Source organism: Pseudomonas gessardii (assembly GCF_001983165.1).
In the GTDB taxonomy this organism is placed as follows: domain Bacteria; phylum Pseudomonadota; class Gammaproteobacteria; order Pseudomonadales; family Pseudomonadaceae; genus Aquipseudomonas; species Aquipseudomonas gessardii.
In genome coordinates this window covers 147,949-168,477 of record NZ_MNPU01000005.1, presented here as the reverse complement: position 1 = coordinate 168,477, position 20,529 = coordinate 147,949, and the positions used below count along the sequence as shown (strand labels likewise).

Here is a 20,529-nt window from a genome sequence, read left to right as displayed (position 1 = left end):
GGTGGGAGCTGGCTTGCCTGCGATGCAGGCAACTCGGTCCATCAGGTGTCCACCACCATGCATAACCCCTGCGCCCTGATCCCGGTCTACAACCATGAAGCCGCCGTGCCCGCCGTGGTCCGCAGCCTGTTGGACCACGGCCTGCCCTGCCTGCTGGTGGACGATGGCAGCAGCCCGGCCTGCGCCGCCGTGCTGGCGCAACTGGCAAACCTGGATAACGTGTCGCTGCTGACCCTGCCCGTCAATCAAGGCAAGGGCGCGGCAGTGATGGCCGGCTTTCGCGAAGCCGCACGCCTGGGCTTCACCCACGCCCTGCAAGTGGACGCCGACGGCCAGCACGACCTGCGCGAAGTCGCGCTGTTTCTCGACGCCTCACGCACCCACCCCGACGCGGTGATCTGCGGCTACCCCGAATACGACGACAGCGTGCCCAAGGGCCGCCTCTATGCGCGTTACCTGACCCACGTCTGGGTGTGGATCAACAGCCTGTCGCTGCAGATCCGCGATTCGATGTGTGGCTTTCGCCTCTACCCCCTGGCACCGGTGCTGGCCTTGATGGACTCGGCGCGGATCGGCAAGCGCATGGATTTCGACTCCGACATCATCGTGCGCCTGTCATGGCGCAACCAGCCGATGCGCTGGCTGCCGACCCAGGTGCATTACCCGGCCGACGGCCTGTCGCACTTTCGCCTGGTCCGCGACAACCTGCTGATTTCATCCATGCATACCCGGCTGTTCTTCGGCATGTTGCTGCGCGCGCCGCTGATCCTCTGGCGGCGGTGGCAGGCATGAGCGAAAACACCCGGCATTGGGCCGACCGCCAGGAGCGCGGTAGTTTCTGGCTGATGAAACTCACCGCGTTCGCCGCCAAAGTCCTTGGGCGCCGGGTACTGAGCCCACTGCTGTATGGCATCGTCCTGTACTTTTTCCTGTTTGGCTGCGCCGCGCGCCGGAGCATCTGGCAATACCAGCAGCGCCTGGCCGACTGGAGCGGGCGCGACGACCTGCGCCCCAGCCACACAAAGGTCTTCGGCCAGTTCATGGCCTTCGCCGACGCCTTGCTGGACAAGCTCGACGTGTGGAACGGCAAGCTGCGCCTGGAACAGATCGAAATCATCGACCCGGCCCAATTGCGCGGGCAACTGCGCGGCGAGCGCGGGCAGATGCTGGTGGGCGCGCACCTGGGCAACCTGGAAGTGTGCCGGGCCCTGGCGGAGCTGGGTGAGAAAGTCACCATGAACGTGCTGGTGCACACCAAGCATGCCGAACAGTTCAACCGCCTGCTGGGCGAAGCCGGGGCGAGCAACCTGCGGCTGATCCAGGTCAGCGAGCTGGACCCGGCGGTGATGCTGCTGCTCAGCCAGCGCCTGGACGACGGCGAATGGCTGGCGATTGCCGGCGACCGCATCCCCCTGCATGGCGGGCGCACGGTGCGCGTGGACTTTCTCGGCCACAGCGCGGCCTTCCCCCAGGGCCCCTGGCTGCTGGCCGGCCTGCTCAAATGCCCGGTCAACCTGCTGATGTGCCTCAAGCAGCAGGGCCGCTATCGGTTGATCATCGAGCCCTTTGCCCCATTGATCGAATGGAAACGCAGCGACCGCCAGCAGGTGATCGCCCACTGGGCCGCGCGCTACGCCGCACGCCTGGGCCAGTTCTGCCTGCAAGCGCCCCAACAATGGTTCAACTTTTACCCTTTCTGGAAGACCGATGACGACGCATCTGCTTGAGCCGGTAACCTTCGGCGAACTCCCTTTGCGCATCGAAGACGTGCTGGCCCTGGCCAACCGTCAGGCGCCCACCCGCCTGCAAGACGATGCCGGGTACCGCCAGCGCATCGCCAAGGGCGCGCAGTTCCTCGATTCGCTGCTGGACAAAGAAGGCGTGATCTACGGCGTGACCACCGGCTACGGCGACTCGTGCGTGGTGGCGGTGCCGTTGCAGCATGTCGAGGCCTTGCCGCGTCACCTGTACACCTTCCACGGCTGCGGCCTGGGCAAGTTGCTCGACGCCCAGGCCACCCGTGCGGTGCTGGCGGCACGCTTGCAGTCGCTGTGCCATGGCGTGTCCGGGGTGCGGGTTGAACTGCTGGAGCGCCTGCATGCGTTCCTTGAACACGACATCCTGCCGCTGATCCCCGAAGAGGGCTCGGTGGGCGCCAGCGGCGATCTGACGCCGCTGTCGTACGTGGCCGCGACCTTGTCCGGCGAGCGTGAAGTGCTGTTCCGTGGCGAGCGCCGCCAGGCCGCCGATGTCCATCGCGAACTGGGCTGGACGCCGCTGGTGCTGCGGCCCAAGGAAGCCCTGGCGCTGATGAACGGCACCGCGGTGATGACCGGCCTGGCTTGCCTGGCCTTCGCCCGCGCCGACTACCTGCTGCAACTGGCCACGCGCATCACCGCGTTGAACGTGGTAGCGCTGCAAGGCAACCCGGAGCACTTCGACGAACGCCTGTTCGCCGCCAAGCCGCACCCCGGGCAGATGCAGGTGGCGGCGTGGCTGCGCAAGGACCTGGCCATCGACGCCCCGACCGCGCCGCTGCACCGCCTGCAAGACCGCTACTCGTTGCGCTGCGCGCCCCACGTCCTCGGCGTGCTGGCCGACAGCCTGAACTGGCTGCGCTCGTTTATCGAGATCGAGCTCAACAGCGCCAACGACAACCCGATCATCGACGCCGAGGCCGAGCGCGTGCTGCACGGCGGGCACTTCTACGGCGGGCATATCGCCTTTGCCATGGACAGCCTGAAAAACCTGGTGGCCAACGTCGCCGACCTGCTCGACCGGCAATTGGCGCTGCTGGTGGACGAGCGCTACAACCATGGTTTGCCGAGCAACCTGTCGGGCGCCCCGGCGGACCGCGCGATGATCAACCACGGCTTCAAGGCGGTGCAGATCGGCACCAGCGCCTGGACCGCCGAAGCGTTGAAAAATACGATGCCGGCCAGCGTGTTTTCACGCTCCACCGAGTGCCACAACCAGGACAAGGTGAGCATGGGTACGATCGCCGCCCGCGATGCGATCCGCGTGCTGGAGCTGACCGAACAGGTGGCCGCCGCCACCTTGCTCGCGGCCAACCAGGGCGTGTGGTTGCGCGCCCAGGTCACGGATGCCAGGCCGTTGCCGCCGGCCCTAGCCGCGATGCACAGCGAGCTGGCCAAGGACTTCCCGCCGGTGATTGAAGACCGCGCCCTGGAAGGCGAACTGCGCCTGTGCCTGCAACGCATCGCCGCGCAACACTGGAGGCTGCATGCGTAGCCCCGGCGTGTTGCGTTGCGACACTGAAATCCTCGTGCCCTTCTTCGACATCGACACGATGAACGTGGTCTGGCACGGCCACTACGTGAAATACCTGGAAATCGCCCGCTGCGCGTTGCTCGACAAGCTCGGCCACAACTACACGGCAATGCTCGAATCCGGCTATGCGTGGCCGGTGATCGACCTGCAACTGCGCTACGTGCGGGGCGCCACCTTTGGCCAGACCCTCAATGTGCGCGCCAGCCTGGTGGAGTGGGAGAACCGCTTGAAGGTCAACTACCTGATCACCGACCTGGCCAGCGGCGAACGCCTGACCCGCGCCAGCACCGTGCAAGTGGCGGTCGAGATTGCCAGCCGCGAGATGCAACTGGCCTCACCCGCCGTGTTCACCACCGCCGTCGAAAGGGCTCTGAAATGCTGAGCTTGCCTGCGATGCTCGCCAACAATAACGCGGGGTGCCTGACACTGCGCGGCGTCCTCGGTTTTTTCGCGAGTAAGCTCGCGCCTACAGGGGTTGGGTTGTTGCTGAGCGTTGGGGCTTATGCCTTCGACTTGCAACAACTGAGCGATCAGTTGGCCAAACCCACGGTGATCCACGGCAGCTTCATCCAGGAAAAACACCTGCGCGCCCTGCCCCAGCCGCTGACCAGCAAGGGCACCTTCGTATTGGCCCGGGACCACGGCCTGCTCTGGCTGCTGAAAACCCCGCTGCAGCAGGACTACCGCATCAACTCTCAGGGCATTGCCCGGCGTGATGTCAACGGCTGGCAACCGCTGCCGAACAAAAGCGCCGGCGCCGAGCAGAACCGTTTGTTCCTCGCCGTGCTGCAAGGCGACAGCAGCGGCTTGCAGCGCGACTTCGAGTTGCAGCTGCAAGGCGAGGCCAAGGCCTGGAAACTCACGCTGATCCCCCGCTCGCTGCTGCTCAAGCAAGTGTTCACCCAGATCAATATCGACGGCGGCGAGTTGGTGCACACCATCGAGCTGCTGGAAACCCAGGGCGACAGCACCCTGTTGCGCATGCAAGACAGCACCAGCACGCAACCCTTGAGCGACGCGGAGCAACACGACTTTGCCCAGTGAGCGTTGGTTGCCGCGCCTGTTCCTGATCCTGCTGGTGGCCGTGCTGGCCCTGGCCGGCTGGCAATGGCGCCATGGCGCACCGTTGTCGGCCAACCTGATGGACCTGGTGCCGGGCAACACCCCGGACGCCCTGGAACTGGCGGCCGAGCAACGCATGCAAGAACCGCTGAACCGCGAGATGTTGGTGCTGGTCGGGCATGCCGACCGCCAGCAGGCACTGAGCATGGCCCAACAGCTCGGCACGCAGTGGCAGGCCAGCGGCCTGTTTGAACAGGTCACCTGGACCCTGCAGGCCGACCTGCCAGCCCTGCGCCAGCAATTGCTGCAAGGGCGCCTGGCGATGCTGTCGGCCAAGGACCGCGAACAGTTGATCAGCGAGCCCGAGGCATTTATCGCGCAGCGGGTACAGGCGCTGTTCGACCCCTTTACCGGCTTCAGCCTGGTGTCGAGCCAGGACGATTGGCTGGGCCTGACCGGGCGCATCCAGAACAGCCAGCCGCAACACGGTGCGGTGCAGCTGGATATCGGCAGCGGCGCGTTGATCGCCGATGCCGACGGCAAAAGCTGGGTGCTGCTGCGCGCGCGTACCCAGGGCAATGCCTTTGATATGAAGCTGCCGCTGCAAGTCGCCGACCTGCTGCAAGCGAGCCGCGAACAGGCCAGCCAGCAAGGCGTGCAACTGCTTGCCGCCAGCGGCCTGCTGTACGCGGCCAACGGCCAACAACAGGCCAGCCGCGAGATGACCTGGGTCGGCGGCGGCGCAACGGTAGGGATTCTGTTGCTGTTGCTGCTGGCGTTCCGTCGTTGGCGCGTGTTGCTGGCCTTTGTCCCGGTGCTGGTGGGCATGCTGTTTGGCGCGGTGGCCTGCGTGGCGTTGTTTGGCCATATGCATGTGATGACCCTGGTACTGGGCGCAAGCCTGATCGGTGTGGCGGTCGACTACCCGCTGCACTACCTGTCCAAGAGCTGGAGCCTGCAACCCTGGCGCAGTTGGCCGGCCTTGCGCCTGACCCTGCCGGGCCTGAGCCTGAGCCTGGCCACCAGTTGCATCGGCTACCTGGCCCTGGCCTGGACGCCGTTCCCGGCGCTGACCCAGATCGCCGTGTTCTCCGCCGCTGGGCTGGTGGGCGCCTACCTGTCGGCGGTGTGCCTGTTGCCGGCGCTGCTCAACGGCCTGGACCTGCGCCCGGCGCAATGGCCGCTGCGGGTCGCCGAGTTCCTGCTGGGGGTACGTGAATCCTTGCTCAAGCGCCTGCCGAGCCAGGCGCTGCTGGTGCTGGCCCTGCTGTTCTGCGCCGGCGGCCTGTGGCAGTTGAACAGCAAGAACGATATTCGCCAGTGGATCGGCGCACCGCCGCAGTTGCTGCAAGAAGCCCAGGCCATTGCACGGATTACCGGCTACCAGCCCACCAGCCAGTTCTTCCTCGTGCGGGCGGACACTCAACAACAGTTACTGGAGCGCCAGGCGGCGTTGAGCCAGCGCCTGGATCAACTGGTGCACCTGGACAAGCTGCAGGGCTACCTGGCGCTCAATCAACTGGTCAGCACGCCCGGCGAACAGCAACATGTGCGCGAGGCCCTGAAGCAACTGCCGGCGCTGTGGCAACCGCTGCTCGACCTCGGCATCCCCACCAGCGCCTTGCAAGCGGAGGTGGCGCAGTTGCAGGCGCTGCCCACCGCCGACATCGACGCCGCCCTGGCCGGCCCATTGGCCGAACCGTGGCGCCTGTTGTGGCTGGGCAAGGTGGACGGCGGCGTGGCGGCGATGGTCAGCCTGCAAGGCCTGAACAACCCGGCGCTGCTGCGTATCCAGGCCCTGGACCTGCCGGGCGTGCAACTGGTGGATCGCCTTGGCGACTTGAACCAGGTATTTGCCGCGACCCAGGTCAGCGCCGCCGAATTGAAATTATTGTCCTGTGTACTGATTGTCTTGTTGCTGATCCTGCCCTTCGGCCTGGGCGGCGCGCTGCGGATTGTCGCCCTGCCGCTGCTGGCCGCCCTGTGCAGCCTGGCCAGCCTCGGTTGGCTGGGGCAGCCGTTGACCCTGTTCAGCCTGTTTGGCCTGCTGCTGGTGACGGCCATCAGCGTCGATTATGCGATCCTCATGCGCGAACAGATCGGCGGTGCCGCTGTCAGTCTTCTGGGGACCTTGCTGGCCGCCGTCACCACCTGGCTGTCCTTTGGCCTGCTGGCCGTTTCCAGTACGCCGGCAGTGAGTAACTTCGGCCTGTCGGTCAGCCTGGGCCTGGCCTTCAGCTTTATGCTGGCGCCGTGGGCCGGCCGCCAGGAGCACACGCAATGATGCCCACGAATTTTATTGAGTCGAACCTGATGATTGCCAACCCGGCAAGGAGCCACAGTGCCCACAGTTGAAATGGAACGTCGCCAGGTCGTGGTGATCGGTGCCGGCCCGTCCGGCGCCATTGCGGCCGCGTTGCTCAAGCGTAACGGGCATGATGTGTTGATCATCGAGCGCCAGCACTTCCCGCGCTTTTCCATCGGCGAGAGCCTGTTGTCCCACTGCATCGACTTTATCGAAGAAGCCGGCATGCTCGAGGCGGTCAACGCCGCCGGCTTCCAGCTGAAAACCGGCGCCGCGTTTGCCTGGGGCGAGCGCTACAGTGCCTTTGATTTCAGCGACACGTTCAGCGATGGCAAGCCCACCACCTTCCAGGTCCAGCGCGCCGATTTCGACAAGTTGCTGGCCGATCAGGCGGCGTTGCAAGGCGTAGAGATCCGGTATGGCCAGACCCTGGTCGGGGTGGACTTTGCCGCTGGCCACCGCTACCTGCATGTCCGCCGCGAAAATGGCCGCGAATACCATATCAAGGCCGGCTTCGTCCTCGACGCCAGCGGTTACGGCCGCGTGCTGCCACGCCTGTTGAACCTCGAAGCGCCGTCGAACTTCCCGTTGCGCCAGGCGGTGTTCACCCACGTCGAGGACCGCATCGAACATCCGGGCTTCGACCGCAGCAAGATCCTCATCACCACCCACCCGACCCAGCGCGATATCTGGTTCTGGACCATCCCGTTCAGCAATGGGCGCTGCTCGGTGGGCGTGGTCGCAGCCAAGGAGCATTTCGACGGTTGCGATGCCGACCTCGATGCCTGCCTGCGCGGCTTCATCGAGCAAACCCCGAGCCTGTCCAAGGTGCTGGCGAACGCGGTCTGGGATACCCCGGCGCGGACCATCGGCGGCTACTCGGCCAACGTCACCACCCTGCATGGCCCGGGCTTTGCGCTGTTGGGCAATGCGGCGGAGTTCCTCGACCCGGTATTCTCCTCCGGCGTGACCATCGCCATGCGTTCGGCCAGCATGGCCGCAGGGCTGCTGCACCGCCAGCTCAAGGGCCAAAGGGTGGACTGGCAGACCGAGTTCGCCGAGCCGCTCAAACGTGGGGTCGATACGTTCCGCTGCTATGTCGAAGGTTGGTACGCCGGCACGTTCCAGGATGTGATCTACCACCCGGGCAGTTCGCCGGAAATCCGCCGCATGATCAGCTCGATCCTCGCCGGTTATGCCTGGGACGAGCGCAACCCCTTTGTCAGCGAACCCAAGCGCCGCTTGCGGATGCTCTCGGAAATCTGTGCCGGGGAAAACCTATGAGCAGCCCACCTGTGTCAAAAGAGTACTTGAGCAAAAACTACGTCGAAGAAACCAAGTTCGGCTTCTGGTTCCTGCGCAGTCACACCTGGCAGCATCACGTACTACGCGTGGCCATCAACGACCTGCGCAGCCTGTTCAACGCGCCGCTGCCCGAGGCCCCGGTGCTGCTGGATGCCGGTTGTGGCCAGGGCAAATCGTTCGGCTATTTGCAGCAGGTGTTCGCCCCCAAGCGCCTGATCGGCCTGGACGCCGACCCGCACAGCCTCGACCTGAGCCGTGCCGAAGCGGCGCGCCAGGGCATAGAGATCGAGCTGATCGGCAGCGATTGCGCGACCCTCAAGGTGGCCGATGAAAGTGTCGATATCCTGTTCTGCCACCAGACCTTCCACCACCTGGTGGAGCAACAGCGGGCACTGACCGAGTTCTATCGGGTGCTCAAGCCCGGCGGCTACCTGCTGTTTGCCGAGTCCACCGAAGCCTACATCGACACTTGGGTAATTCGCTGGCTGTTCCGCCACCCGATGCAGGTGCAGAAAAGTGCCGATGAGTACCTGGAGATGATCCGCGACCAGGGTTTCGAGTTTGGCCCGCAGAACGTGTCGTACCCGTACCTGTGGTGGAGCCGCTCGGCAGACTTCGGCCTGCTGGAGCGTTGGGGCCTGCGCCAGCCCAAGCCGTTTGGCCAACGTGAAGAGACCCTGGTGAATGTGGTTGCGCGCAAGCCCCTCGCAGGCCCGCCAGCATGATCCGCGCGCTGTTGATCGGCTGCCTGTTGCTGCTGGCCGCCTGCGCCAGCCAGCCGCCGCTGCCGGTGCATACGCCAAGCCTGGCCTTGCCCCTGCAATTGCATATCGAGCGCGAGCAGGATGGCCAGCGCCAGGACTGGTTGCTGGTGATCCAGCGCGAAGGCCAGGCCTTGCGCTGGTCGCTGCTGGACCCGCTGGGCATCCCCCTGGCCCGGCAAAAGCTGGTGGCCGGGGCTTGGCAGGCAGATGGCCTGCTGCCGCCCAACCCCCAGGCCCGCGAGTTGTTTGCCGCCTTGCTATTTGCTTTGACACCCGCCGCCGAGCTGCCCGGCAACTACCCCCAAGCCCGTGAAGACGATGGCGTGCGGGCCCTCAAGCCGCACTGGCAGGTGATCTACCGCGCACCCTTGATCTTCAGCGTGAACATGCCGGGCCAGCACCTGAACTACCGCGTCAGCGCGCTTGAGAGCAGCCCATGACCGCCTACCTCAATGCCCTGGGGATCATCTGCGCCCTGGGCCGTGGCCAGCAGCAAGTGCGGCGCAACCTGTTTGCCGGGGATAGCTCGGGCATGCGCGCCGAGAGTGGCTGGGTGCCCGAGCGGGTACTGCCGGTGGGCAGCGTGCCTGGCGAGCTGGCACCGCTGCCGCCGCACCTGGCGCAACAAAGCAGTCGCAATAACCAGTTGCTGCTGGAGGCCGCCTTGCAGATCGAAGGCCCGATCCGGCAGGCGATCCACACCTTTGGCGCCGCGCGCATCGGGATTGTGCTGGGCACCAGCACCTCGGGCATCGATGAAGCCAGCCGCGGCATTGCCCACTATCTGCAAGAAGGGCACTTCCCTGACGATTATGACTACCGGCAACAGGAACTCGGCGCCCCGGCCAACTTCCTCGCCGACTGGCTGCAACTGAGCGGCCCGGCCTATGTGATTTCCACCGCCTGCACCTCCAGCGCCCGCGCAATGATGAGCGCACGCCGCCTGCTGGACCTGGGCCTGTGCGATGCGGTGCTGTGCGGCGGGGTCGACAGCCTGTGCAAGCTGACCCTCAATGGCTTTACCTCGCTGGAGGCGGTGTCCGCCGAGCGCTGCAACCCGTTTTCGCTGAACCGCAATGGCATCAATATCGGCGAGGCGGCGGTGCTGTTCCTGATGAGCAAGACCCCAGGGCCCATCGCCCTGCTGGGCAGCGGCGCCAGTTGCGACGCGCACCATATTTCCGCACCGGAGCCCAGTGGCAAGGGCGCATTGCAGGCGATGAGCAAGGCCCTGGCCAACGCGAAGTTAGCACCGGCGCAGATCGGTTACCTGAACCTGCACGGCACCGCCACCCAGCATAACGACGCCATGGAAAGCCTGGCCGTGGCCAGCCTGTTTCCGGCGGGCGTGGCCTGCTCCTCGACCAAGCCACTGACCGGCCATACCCTCGGCGCCGCCGGGGCGCTGGAAGCGGCGTTTTGCTGGCTGAGCCTGGTCGAGGGCACGCTGGCGCCGCATCTCTGGGACGGCCACGCCGACCCGGCGCTGCCCGCCCTGCGCTGGGCCAAGGTCGGCGACCCCCTGGAAAAACGCTACCTGATGAGCAACTCGTTTGCCTTCGGTGGCAATAACGTCAGCCTGATTATCGGAGACGCCCCATGAGCCATTGGCCACTCGCCGAACTGCTGCCCCACGCCGGGGACATGATCCTGATCGACCAGGTGCTGGCCTTCGATGAAGAGCAGATCCGCACCCACGCCACCGTCAAGCCCGGCGGCCTGTTCAACCGCCCTGACGGCAGCCTGCCGGCCTGGGTCGGCGTCGAGTTGATGGCGCAAAGCGTCGCGGCCTATGCCGGCTGCCGCGCACGCCAGAACGGCGAAGCCGTGGCGTTGGGCTTCCTGCTGGGCACCCGTAAATTCGAGTGCAATGTCGAGCACTTTCCCGCCGGCACCGAGCTGACCATCCACGGCCTGCGCTCCCTGGAAGACGACAACGGCATGGGTGTGTTCGAGTGCCACCTGACCGGCGACGGGATCCAGGCCAGTGCGCGCCTGAACGTATTTCGACCGCCCCAGGCGGCCAACTATTTAGCTGAATCGAAGGACACTCGTCATGACTGAATCCGTACTGGTCACCGGCTCCAGCCGGGGTATCGGCCGCGCTATCGCCCTGCGCCTGGCCCAGGCCGGCCATGACATTGTGCTGCATTGCCGCAGTGGCCGCGCCGAGGCGGATGCCGTACAGGTCGAAGTCCAGGCCCTGGGCCGCAAGGCGCGGGTGCTGCAATTCGATGTGGCGGACCGGGCCACCTGCAAGCAGATCCTTGAAGCCGACGTAGAAGCCCACGGCGCCTATTACGGCGTGGTGTTGAACGCCGGCCTGACCCGCGATGGCGCGTTCCCGGCGCTGTCGGAAGACGACTGGGACGTGGTGATGCGCACCAATCTCGACGGTTTCTATAACGTGCTGCACCCGGTGATGATGCCGATGATCCGGCGTCGCGCGGCCGGGCGCATTGTGTGCATCACCTCGGTCTCGGGGCTGATCGGCAACCGTGGCCAGGTCAACTACAGCGCGTCCAAGGCCGGCCTGATCGGCGCGGCCAAGGCCCTGGCCATTGAGCTGGGCAAACGCAAGATCACCGTCAACTGCGTGGCTCCCGGCCTGATCGACACGGCGATGCTCGACGAAAACGTGCCGGTGGAAGAATTGATGAAGATGATCCCCGCGCAACGCATGGGCACCCCCGAAGAGGTCGCCAGTGCGGTGAACTTCCTGATGTCGGCCGAGGCCGGCTACATCACCCGCCAGGTCCTGGCCGTGAACGGGGGCCTGTGCTGATGAAACGTGTGGTAGTCACCGGCATGGCCGGCATGACCTCCCTGGGCTGCGACTGGGAAACCATCGTCGCCAACTTCCGCGCCCAACGCAGCGGTATCCGGCGCATGGACGAGTGGGATCGCTTCAGCGAACTGAACACCCGTTTGGCCGGGCCGATTGACGACTTTGTCGTGCCCGCCCACTGGACCCGCAAACAACTGCGCAGCATGGGCCGGGTCTCGCGCCTGGCGGTGTGGGCGGCCGAGCAGGCGTTGCACGACGCCGGCCTGCTGGGCGATGCGTCGATCAAGGATGGGCGCATGGGTGTAGCCTGCGGCTCATCCACCGGCAGCACCGACGAGATCAAGGCATTCGGCAATATGCTGCTCAACTCGGTAGCCGAAGGCCTGAACGCCAACTCCTATGTGCGCATGATGCCGCACACCACGGCAGCCAATATCAGCATCTTTTTTGGCCTCACCGGGCGCCTGATCCCCACCTCCAGCGCGTGCACCAGCGGCAGCCAGGGCATCGGCTATGCCTATGAAGCGATCAAGTTCGGCCGCCTGCCGCTGATGCTCGCCGGCGGCGCCGAAGAGCTGTGCCCCACCGAAGCCATGGTATTTGATGCGCTCTACGCCACCAGCCTGAAAAACGACGCCCCGCAGACCAGCCCACGCCCCTACGACAGCGGCCGCGATGGCCTGGTGATCGGCGAAGGCGGCGGCATGCTGGTGCTTGAAGAGCTGGAACATGCCCTGGCCCGCGGTGCGCCTATCCATGCCGAGATCGTCGGTTTTGGCAGCAACGCCGACGGCCAGCACACCACCCGTCCCGAGCAGGTCACCATGCGCCGGGCGATGGAGCTGGCCCTCGAAGATGCCGGCCTGGCACCGGATGCCATCGGTTACGTGAACGGCCACGGCACCGCCACCGAACAAGGCGACATAGCCGAGACCCTGGCCACCAGCAGCCTGTTCGGCAGCCGCATGCCCATCAGCTCGCAGAAGAGCTTCCTGGGCCATACCCTGGGTGCCTGCGGGGCGTTGGAGTCGTGGTTCAGCATCGAGATGATGAACCGCGACCAGTACGTGCCGACCTTCAACCTCGATCACATCGACCCACGCTGCGGCGAACTGGATTACCTGCGCGGCGAGTTCCGCCAGATGCACAACGACTACGTGATGAACAACAACTTTGCCTTTGGCGGCGTCAACACGTCGCTGATCTTTCGCCGCTGGCAGTAAGCCTTTTAATTGATTGGAGAGAACGCAATGTCTTCGTTGCTACGCGCCACCCTTATCGCCCTGACCCTGCTGACCGCTGCCGGCTGTACCAGCAAGCCGGTGCTCAACACCCAGCACGCACTTGCCGCCAACGAGCAGGTCAGCGAAGAGAAAATGAAACAGAGCATCCTCACTGCCCTGGACAAGCGCAACTGGACCGTACAGCGCGCCGACCCACGCCTGATCCAGGCCCAGATCAACGTGCGCAACCGCTACTCCGCCGAAATCGACATCCGCTACACCGGCACCAGCTACGCCATCACCTACCGCGACAGCCAGGAACTGGGCTACAAGGACGGCAAGATCCACCGCAACTACAACCGCTGGGTGAGCATGCTCGACCGCGACATCATGGCCGGGCTGCGCACAAGCGGCGCAGCGCAAGCAGGCACGGCGGCGCAGTTGTTCAAGGAGACGGGGACGTCGAAGCAGAACTGATCGGCGCCTGAAAAACCGGCATCTACCTAGCACCAGAAACGACAAAGGGCGCCTTTCGGCGCCCTCTTCACAAGCAGGCTGGCTTGTCATCGCCTTGTCCTGCCCGGCTCTGCGATGGCTGGATTTCCAGGATCCTCAGAGTCTCACAAGCCCCTTTCGGGAACTGGGTCAGTATGCCTGAAATACCGGGCAGGACAATCCGTGGCAAAACGCCTCCTGTCGGCTAACGCACTCCTCAAAGGCCAAGTGCACCGCGCACCGCCGCCTTGACAGCCAAAAACTGCTCACTGGAAAGTTCGGCGATTTTGTAAGTTCGTTTGCCATGCCGATCCTTACTCTTGATTCGATCAAGTCGTCCAAGGCTGACGGTGGCAACGATGTCGCATTTCGCCCAGCACACCGGGTTCGCACCTTGTAAATGGCTTTCAAGCTGCAAGTGGTGTGCGAGTACCGTCTGCGGCGCCGTGGTACTTAAAGGCACAACCGTTACCAACAGCTTATTGGTCCTGTGCCTGCGTATCACAATAACAGGTCTGATCTTGATGATTTCCGGCACCTCATAGCCTCGAAAATCACAAATCAACACGCTGCCTTCTTTGGGCTGATAGAGAAGTGTCATCCATGTCACTCAGTGAAAAAGAAACGATTCTGCGCAACTCCAAGGCAAATCACTAAATCGGTTCCGTTACCTGATATGTGACCGCCGCTACACCAACGCCTTACGCGTCAGCAGCTCGACAAACGCCTTGGCCATGGGTGACTGCTGGTCCTTGCGCTGCACCAGCCATACCGCCGTCACCGCCTCCGGGTCGAGCAAGGGGCGGTAGACCACGCCGTCGATGCGGATGCGCTGGTACGACGCCGGCAACACCGACACCCCCAACCCCGCCGCCACCAGGCCGATGATGGTCATGGCCTCACCGGCCTCCTGGGCAAAATGCGGGCTAAAGCCTGCGTCGCGAGCCAGGCTGAGCAATTGGGCATACAGGCCGCTGCCATAGGCCCGAGGGAAAAATACAAAAGGTTCGTCAGCCAACTGCGTCAGGTGCAAGCCCCGTTCGCTGCCTTGCGCCAATGGATGGCCGGCACTGAGCACCGCCACCAGGGGCTCACGCATCAACTCCACGACACTCAGTGAGTCCGGCAAGGGCAACGGGCGCATCAAGCCGACCTGGATCGACTCATCCACCAGCGCATCCGCCACTTCGGTACTGCTCATTTCCTGCAGGTTCAGGTGCACCGCCGGGAAGGCCTGGCGAAAAGCAAAAATCGCCTGTGGGATGCTGGAGTTGAACGGCGCCGAAGAAGTGAAGCCAATCTTCAGTTCCCCCAACTCCCCCAACTGCGCTCGGCGTGCCACATCCGCAGCCTTGTCGACCTGGGCCAATACCAGGCGGGCTTCCGTGAGGAACAAGCGCCCTGCCTCGCTCAGCTCGACCCGACGATTGGTACGCTCGAACAGCCGGGCGCCGACCTGCTGTTCCAGCGCCTGGATCTGCTGGCTCAAGGGCGGTTGGGAGATGCCCAGGACCTGGGCAGCCCTGCCGAAATGCAGCTCTTCAGCCACGGCGATGAAGTAGCGCAAGTGGCGCAATTCCATAAAAACCTCATTAGGTCGTAAAAGCTATCAAACAGGTCGAACAATATATTGGAAAGAATCATTAGCCAGCTATATTCTTTTTTGCATGGCCAGTCCTGGCTGCCTTTGCTTCCCGAGGTCCCGCGTGAAAGCTGCTGTCGCTCCACTTGCCCAAGAACGTCCGCCCACCGCCCTGGATGAGGTGGTGGCGCAGCTCAACGACGCGTACATCGAAAAAGGTACGCCGATGTTTATGCGTACGGTGCTGGCGCTGTTTTCCGGCGGCTTTGCCACCTTTGCCCTGCTGTATTGCGTACAGCCGATGATGCCGGCGCTGTCCCACGAATTCTCCATCAATGCCGCACAGAGCAGCCTGATCCTCTCCGTCTCCACCGCGATGCTCGCCTTTGGCCTGCTGATCACCGGGCCGATTTCCGACCGCCTGGGGCGCAAGCCGGTGATGGTCACCTCGCTGTTCTGCGCAGCCGTATGCACCATCGCCAGCGGCCTGATGCCGACCTGGGAAGGCATCCTGTGGATGCGCGCGCTGCTGGGCCTGTCCCTTAGTGGCTTGGCAGCCGTGGCCATGACCTACCTCAGCGAAGAGATCCACCCGCAGCACATCGGCCTGGCCATGGGCCTGTATATCGGCGGCAATGCGATTGGCGGCATGAGCGGGCGCTTGATCACCGGAGTGTTGATCGATTTCGTCAGTTGGCACACCGCGATGTTGATCATCGGCGCCCTCGCGCTGATTGCGGCGACAGTGTTCTGGAAGATCCTGCCACCCTCGCGCAACTTCCGCGCCAGCAGCCTCAAGCCGCGCAACCTGATCAATGGCTTTGTCATGCACTTCAAGGATGCCGGCCTGCCGTGGCTGTTTCTCGAAGCCTTCGTGCTGATGGGGGCGTTTGTCACGCTGTTCAACTACATCGGCTACCGCTTGCTGGCCGATCCCTATGACCTGAGCCAGGCGGTGGTGGGCTTGCTGTCGGTGGTGTACCTATCGGGCATCTACAGCTCGGCGAAGATTGGCTCGCTGGCCGACCGCCTGGGCCGCCGCCGCGTCCTGTGGGCCACGATTGTGCTGATGCTCACCGGCATCACCCTGACCCTGTTCAGCCCGCTGCCACTGATCATCATCGGCATGCTGATCTTCACCTTCGGCTTCTTCGGCGCCCACTCGGTAGCCAGCAGTTGGATTGGCCGGCGTGCACTGAAAGCCAAGGGCCAGGCATCGTCGCTGTACCTGTTCAGCTATTACGCGGGGTCGAGTATTGCCGGGACGGCCGGTGGGTTTTTCTGGCATTACGCCGGGTGGAACGGGATTGGCGGGTTTATCGTGGCGCTGCTGATCGTTGCGCTGCTGGTGGCGTTGAAGCTGGCGAAGTTGGCGCCGCTGAGACAAACAGTGGCTTGAAGTGCTCCTGGATAAAGCGCCTCACTGCGTTTTTCTCACCACAGGCTTGCGCTTCATTGCGGTAGTTATCGAGTCATAACACGCCGTGGCACGCCCCGCGTCCCACTCCGCCTGCATCGCCGAAAACAGCTCAACGTCGATTCGTGCTTGATGAGTAACGAGCGCCTCGGACATGGCCTCTGCGATTCGCTCGATGATCACCCCAGGCTTCTCCACAGCACAGTGTTTACGACCGAACTCCATCAGTTGCTGACGGTCCGGGTAGGTTTTCACCTTGTTCATTTTGATTGCCAACGTGCGATCAACCAATGAGCGGCCGGATTTTGGGTTGTAGTTCTCATACACCGTGGTAGTGGTCACATCGAACACGGGCGCCAGCCGCACCGTTTCACGAGCGCCCGGATGGGTGTAGATCACCCCGAAATTCTTCAAGTGCGCATCACCGTTATGCACCATCACCGACAAGCAGACCGAGAAAAAAAACCGCTCAAGCTCACGTAACGGGTCGCCATGTGAGCAGACATGGTCAATGACTGCAGCAAGGGTTTCGTAGCTCTGGGAATACTTGTAATTGTCATGGGGGTCTTTGTTGAGCCCCAAGAGCACAGCCATGTCTTCAAAACCGAGCCGGCCAGATGGTGTCAAGTCAAAGCGCTCCATGACAAACAGATCGCCACCTTCAGACAGCCAGAATGGTGGTGTTTCCATCCCCGCTAAGCGCGCAGCTTCCATGCAGAGGAACTCGTTCTGGGCCAGGTGGGCGTACTCATCGGCACCAGACTTCACGATCAGGTCGGAACTGAGCATGGTTTTGCGGCTACCGGTCAGCTTATCCAGGTCAGGTACCAGCACTTTGGGCTGCACGCCGGAAATACCCGACTCGAAGTACGTTTGCACCAGAAACTCGAATATGCCCTGGGAGGTATCGGCCGAAAGTATTTGCTCAAGCCCAACCTGAGCACGCACGGCAACCGACGCTTCGACTGGGTTTTGATAGGTCAGACGTCCGATCTGGTTCCCGCCGATTACCGATAACAGGCGCATCTCATCTACCTGCATGTGCTTGGCCATCCGGCGTTTTATCTGATCGGCGAGAAAACCCTCCGGCACGTTCATATCAAAAATCGGATGCAACACATTGCTGACCGCAGGCGTAGGGTCATAAGGCATGACCAGCGACACCTCGCGCTCGGCATCGGCAGACGCGTAGGCAAACGAGAACTGGGAGCCCTTGGACAGCGCGCCTGAGTTCCCCTGTGGGGCTACGACATTGAGCAATTTGACTCTACTCATCGTGCTCCACCAGATCCGCCAGGGATTTGAGATCGATGCGTTTGTCGACGACTTCCAAGGCCATCCCGAGTGCCGAGATCACCCGGAATACCGTGTACATCGCGACGTTCTCACCCGCTTCAAGATCAATGATGGTCTTGCGATTGCACTTGGCACGGTCCGCCAGTTGCGCCTGGCTGTAACCTTTGGCGCGACGCAACTGGCGTATCCTTTCACCGAGGTCAGGTGGATTAGTCAGCAACATAATGTTACCCATATCGGACTTTATAGAGTAAATCATACATTTAGTCCTATATGACGGACTTTACAAGCCTCTTACGTCCGTTGCCCACTCATAAAACCGACCCAAAAAAACGCCCAGCCTAAGCCGGGCGTTTTTTATAGGCTGCAATCACTCGTGATACTGCGCCGACAACTCATGCACCGCCCGCAGGAACGCGCCCGCATGCTCCGGGTTCACTTCCGGGGTGATGCCATGGCCGAGGTTGAACACATGGCCGCTGCCCTTGCCGTAGCTGGCGAGGATGCGCCCCACTTCGCTGCAGATCGCCTCTGGCTTGGCGTAGAGCACGGTCGGGTCCATGTTGCCTTGCAGGGCCACTTGGCTGCCGACGCGGCGACGGGCTTCGCCCAGGTCGCAGGTCCAGTCCAGGCCCAATGCATCGGCGCCCGCATCGGCGATGCTTTCCAGCCACAGGCCGCCGCCCTTGGTGAACAGGATCACCGGCACTTTGCGGCCTTCGTGTTCGCGGATCAGGCCGCTGACGATTTTGCGCATGTAGGCCAGGGAGAATTCCTGGTACGCCGCCGCCGACAGGTTGCCACCCCAGGTGTCGAAGATCTGCACCGCTTGCGCGCCGGCCATGATCTGGCCGTTGAGGTAAGACACGACCGACTGCGCCAGCTTGTCCAGCAGCAGGTGCATGGCTTGCGGGTTGTCGTAGAGCATGGCCTTGGTCTTGCGGAAATCTTTCGACGAGCCGCCTTCGACCATATAGGTGGCCAGGGTCCACGGGCTGCCGGAGAAGCCGATCAGCGGTACGCGGCCGTTGAGTTCGCGGCGGATGGTGCTGACGGCGTCCATCACATAACCGAGGTCTTTGTGTGGATCAGGGATCGGCAGGGCTTCGATATCGGCCAGGGTGCTGATCACTTTCTTGAAGCGTGGACCTTCGCCGGTTTCAAAGTACAGGCCTTGGCCCATGGCATCGGGGATGGTCAGGATATCGGAGAAGAGGATGGCCGCGTCCAGTTGTGGATAGCGGTCCAGCGGCTGCATCGTGACCTCACAGGCAAACTCCGGGTTCATGCACAGGCTCATGAAATCGCCTGCGTTGGCGCGGCTGGCGCGGTATTCCGGCAGGTAGCGACCGGCTTGACGCATCATCCACACGGGGGTGACGTCTACGGGTTGCTTGAGCAGGGCACGAAGGAAACGGTCGTTCTTGAGGGCAGTCATGTCGGCATCCGCAAAAAAAGTGCGGGCATTTTCTCAGAGCCGGACGCAAAAGGCACGGTATGCACCGTGCCTTTTGTCTATAGGGTCAATTTGTCGCGGCCGATCGTTCCCACGCGGAGCGTGGGAACGATCAGATCAGACCTGCAAGTAGTCCAGGATGCCTTCGGCGGCATTGCGGCCTTCAAAGATCGCCGTCACCACCAGGTCAGAACCGCGCACCATATCGCCACCGGCGAAGATTTTCGGGTTGCTGGTCTGGTGCTTGTACTGGCCCTGCTCCGGGGCCACGACGCGGCCCTGGCTGTCGGTCTGGATCTGGAACTGCTCGAACCACGGCGCCGGGCTTGGGCGAAAGCCAAAAGCGATGACCACGGCATCGGCCGGGATGATCTCTTCGGAACCCGGGATCGGCTCGGGGCTGCGACGGCCACGGGCGTCCGGTTCGCCGAGACGGGTCTCGACCACCTTCACGCCTTCGACACGGTCTTCACCGACGATAGCGATCGGCTGGCGGTTGTAGAGGAATTTCACGCCTTCTTCCTTGGCGTTCTTCACCTCTTTGCGCGAGCCCGGCATGTTGGCTTCGTCACGGCGATAGGCACAGGTCACCGATTTGGCGCCCTGGCGGATCGACGTGCGGTTGCAGTCCATCGCGGTGTCGCCACCGCCCAGCACCACGACCTTCTTGCCTTTCATGTCGACGAAATCTTCCGGCGACTTTTCAAAGCCCAGGTTGCGGTTGACGTTGGCGATCAGGAAGTCGAGCGCGTCGTACACACCCGGCAGGTCCTCACCGGCAAAGCCGCCCTTCATGTAGGTGTAGGTGCCCATGCCCATGAACACCGCATCGTATTCTTCGAGCAGTTGCTCCATGGTCACGTCTTTGCCGATCTCGGTGTTCAGGCGGAACTCGATGCCCATGCCGGTGAAGACTTCGCGGCGATTGCTCAACACGGTCTTTTCCAGCTTGAACTCGGGAATGCCGAAGGTCAGCAGGCCGCCGATTTCCGGGTTCTTGTCGAACACCACCGGGGTCACGCCACCACGCACCAGCACGTCGGCACAGCCCAGGCCCGCCGGGCCTGCGCCGATGATCGCCACGCGCTTGCCGGTGGGCTTGACCTTGGACATGTCCGGGCGCCAGCCCATGGCGAACGCGGTGTCGGTGATGTACTTCTCCACCGAACCGATGGTCACCGCGCCAAAACCGTCATTGAGGGTGCACGCCCCCTCGCACAGACGGTCCTGCGGGCACACCCGGCCGCAGACTTCCGGCAGGGTGTTGGTCTGGTGCGACAGCTCGGCGGCGGCGAGGATGTTGCCCTCGGCCACCAACTTGAGCCAGTTGGGAATGAAGTTGTGCACCGGGCACTTCCATTCGCAATACGGGTTACCGCACCCCAGGCAGCGGTGGGCCTGTTCGGCCGAGTGCTGGGGTTTGAAGGGCTCGTAGATTTCCACGAACTCTTTCTTGCGTTGACGCAACAGTTTCTTCTTCGGATCTTTGCGCCCGACATCGATGAACTGGAAGTCGTTATTCAGACGTTCAGCCATGTTAAAACC

The 20,529-nt window shown here is 63.1% G+C and carries 21 protein-coding genes; 15 read left to right on the top strand and 6 right to left on the bottom strand.

Annotated features, from left to right (window positions below):
* Nucleotides 1–57: 57 nt before the first annotated feature.
* Genes BLL38_RS06195 through BLL38_RS06130 form a run of 14 tightly spaced genes read left to right on the top strand, consistent with a single transcriptional unit; the run spans nucleotide 58 to nucleotide 13,215 of the window.
* Nucleotides 58–792 (top strand): glycosyltransferase family 2 protein, encoded by a 735-nt coding sequence (locus tag BLL38_RS06195; protein WP_076961746.1) that lies wholly within the window; start codon nucleotides 58–60, stop codon nucleotides 790–792.
* Nucleotides 789–1,727: a lysophospholipid acyltransferase family protein gene (locus tag BLL38_RS06190; protein ID WP_076961745.1), complete on the top strand. Its 939-nt coding sequence runs from the start codon at nucleotides 789–791 to the stop codon at nucleotides 1,725–1,727. The genes BLL38_RS06195 and BLL38_RS06190 overlap by 4 nt, the downstream gene beginning before the upstream one ends.
* Nucleotides 1,708–3,252 (top strand): HAL/PAL/TAL family ammonia-lyase, encoded by a 1,545-nt coding sequence (locus BLL38_RS06185; RefSeq protein ID WP_076961744.1) that lies wholly within the window; start codon nucleotides 1,708–1,710, stop codon nucleotides 3,250–3,252. The genes BLL38_RS06190 and BLL38_RS06185 overlap by 20 nt, the downstream gene beginning before the upstream one ends.
* Nucleotides 3,245–3,673 carry an acyl-CoA thioesterase gene (locus tag BLL38_RS06180; protein WP_076961743.1) on the top strand — a complete coding sequence of 143 codons (429 nt, stop codon included), beginning with the start codon at nucleotides 3,245–3,247 and terminating at the stop codon, nucleotides 3,671–3,673. The genes BLL38_RS06185 and BLL38_RS06180 overlap by 8 nt, the downstream gene beginning before the upstream one ends.
* On the top strand, nucleotides 3,667–4,335 hold the full coding sequence (locus tag BLL38_RS06175; protein WP_076961742.1) for an outer membrane lipoprotein carrier protein LolA: 669 nt from the start codon (nucleotides 3,667–3,669) through the stop codon (nucleotides 4,333–4,335). Before BLL38_RS06180 ends, BLL38_RS06175 begins: the two co-directional genes overlap by 7 nt.
* Nucleotides 4,325–6,637, top strand: a complete 2,313-nt coding sequence (locus BLL38_RS06170) for an MMPL family transporter (protein ID WP_076961741.1) — start codon at nucleotides 4,325–4,327, stop codon at nucleotides 6,635–6,637. The genes BLL38_RS06175 and BLL38_RS06170 overlap by 11 nt, the downstream gene beginning before the upstream one ends.
* 57 nt (nucleotides 6,638–6,694) lie before the next feature.
* A complete protein-coding gene (locus BLL38_RS06165; RefSeq protein ID WP_242627601.1) occupies nucleotides 6,695–7,942 on the top strand; it encodes an NAD(P)/FAD-dependent oxidoreductase in 1,248 nt (415 codons plus the stop codon).
* Between the two features lie 11 nt (nucleotides 7,943–7,953).
* The gene (locus BLL38_RS06160) at nucleotides 7,954–8,688 is read left to right on the top strand and encodes a class I SAM-dependent methyltransferase (protein WP_174553795.1); all 735 of its coding nucleotides are present in this window, start codon (nucleotides 7,954–7,956) and stop codon (nucleotides 8,686–8,688) included.
* Nucleotides 8,685–9,167 (top strand): DUF3261 domain-containing protein, encoded by a 483-nt coding sequence (locus BLL38_RS06155; RefSeq protein WP_076961738.1) that lies wholly within the window; start codon nucleotides 8,685–8,687, stop codon nucleotides 9,165–9,167. The genes BLL38_RS06160 and BLL38_RS06155 overlap by 4 nt, the downstream gene beginning before the upstream one ends.
* Nucleotides 9,164–10,330 (top strand): beta-ketoacyl-[acyl-carrier-protein] synthase family protein, encoded by a 1,167-nt coding sequence (locus tag BLL38_RS06150; RefSeq protein ID WP_076961737.1) that lies wholly within the window; start codon nucleotides 9,164–9,166, stop codon nucleotides 10,328–10,330. Before BLL38_RS06155 ends, BLL38_RS06150 begins: the two co-directional genes overlap by 4 nt.
* On the top strand, nucleotides 10,327–10,791 hold the full coding sequence (locus BLL38_RS06145; RefSeq protein ID WP_076961736.1) for a hotdog family protein: 465 nt from the start codon (nucleotides 10,327–10,329) through the stop codon (nucleotides 10,789–10,791). Before BLL38_RS06150 ends, BLL38_RS06145 begins: the two co-directional genes overlap by 4 nt.
* Nucleotides 10,784–11,512: a 3-oxoacyl-ACP reductase FabG gene (fabG, locus tag BLL38_RS06140; RefSeq protein ID WP_076961735.1), complete on the top strand. Its 729-nt coding sequence runs from the start codon at nucleotides 10,784–10,786 to the stop codon at nucleotides 11,510–11,512. The genes BLL38_RS06145 and fabG overlap by 8 nt, the downstream gene beginning before the upstream one ends.
* Entirely contained in the window at nucleotides 11,512–12,738 is a 1,227-nt protein-coding gene (locus BLL38_RS06135; protein WP_076961734.1) for a beta-ketoacyl-ACP synthase, read from the top strand. The genes fabG and BLL38_RS06135 overlap by 1 nt, the downstream gene beginning before the upstream one ends.
* Nucleotides 12,739–12,765: 27 nt before the next feature.
* Nucleotides 12,766–13,215, top strand: coding sequence for a hypothetical protein (locus BLL38_RS06130; RefSeq protein WP_076961733.1), 450 nt, complete (start codon nucleotides 12,766–12,768; stop codon nucleotides 13,213–13,215).
* A gap of 235 nt (nucleotides 13,216–13,450) precedes the next feature.
* Here the strand turns inward: BLL38_RS06130 and BLL38_RS06125 are convergent, their stop codons facing one another.
* Both BLL38_RS06125 and BLL38_RS06120 read right to left on the bottom strand, forming a co-directional pair.
* Nucleotides 13,451–13,834: a type II toxin-antitoxin system PemK/MazF family toxin gene (locus BLL38_RS06125; RefSeq protein ID WP_076961732.1), complete on the bottom strand. Its 384-nt coding sequence runs from the start codon at nucleotides 13,832–13,834 to the stop codon at nucleotides 13,451–13,453.
* 87 nt (nucleotides 13,835–13,921) lie between these two features.
* A complete protein-coding gene (locus tag BLL38_RS06120; RefSeq protein WP_076961731.1) occupies nucleotides 13,922–14,815 on the bottom strand; it encodes a LysR family transcriptional regulator in 894 nt (297 codons plus the stop codon).
* 172 nt (nucleotides 14,816–14,987) lie between these two features.
* On the opposite strand from BLL38_RS06120, the gene BLL38_RS06115 reads away from it, so the two are divergent.
* Nucleotides 14,988–16,214 carry an MFS transporter gene (locus BLL38_RS06115; protein ID WP_249043051.1) on the top strand — a complete coding sequence of 409 codons (1,227 nt, stop codon included), beginning with the start codon at nucleotides 14,988–14,990 and terminating at the stop codon, nucleotides 16,212–16,214.
* A gap of 21 nt (nucleotides 16,215–16,235) precedes the next feature.
* Here BLL38_RS06115 and BLL38_RS06110 read toward each other — a convergent pair whose 3' ends face one another.
* From BLL38_RS06110 to BLL38_RS06095, 4 genes are all read right to left on the bottom strand, one after another.
* Entirely contained in the window at nucleotides 16,236–17,507 is a 1,272-nt protein-coding gene (locus tag BLL38_RS06110; RefSeq protein ID WP_076961729.1) for a type II toxin-antitoxin system HipA family toxin, read from the bottom strand.
* Nucleotides 17,500–17,751, bottom strand: a complete 252-nt coding sequence (locus tag BLL38_RS06105) for a helix-turn-helix transcriptional regulator (RefSeq protein ID WP_076961789.1) — start codon at nucleotides 17,749–17,751, stop codon at nucleotides 17,500–17,502. Before BLL38_RS06105 ends, BLL38_RS06110 begins: the two co-directional genes overlap by 8 nt.
* Before the next feature lie 147 nt (nucleotides 17,752–17,898).
* A complete protein-coding gene (hemE, locus tag BLL38_RS06100) occupies nucleotides 17,899–18,966 on the bottom strand; it encodes a uroporphyrinogen decarboxylase (RefSeq protein ID WP_076961728.1) in 1,068 nt (355 codons plus the stop codon).
* 135 nt (nucleotides 18,967–19,101) lie between these two features.
* Nucleotides 19,102–20,520: an FAD-dependent oxidoreductase gene (locus BLL38_RS06095; RefSeq protein WP_076961727.1), complete on the bottom strand. Its 1,419-nt coding sequence runs from the start codon at nucleotides 20,518–20,520 to the stop codon at nucleotides 19,102–19,104.
* Nucleotides 20,521–20,529: the final 9 nt, after the last annotated feature.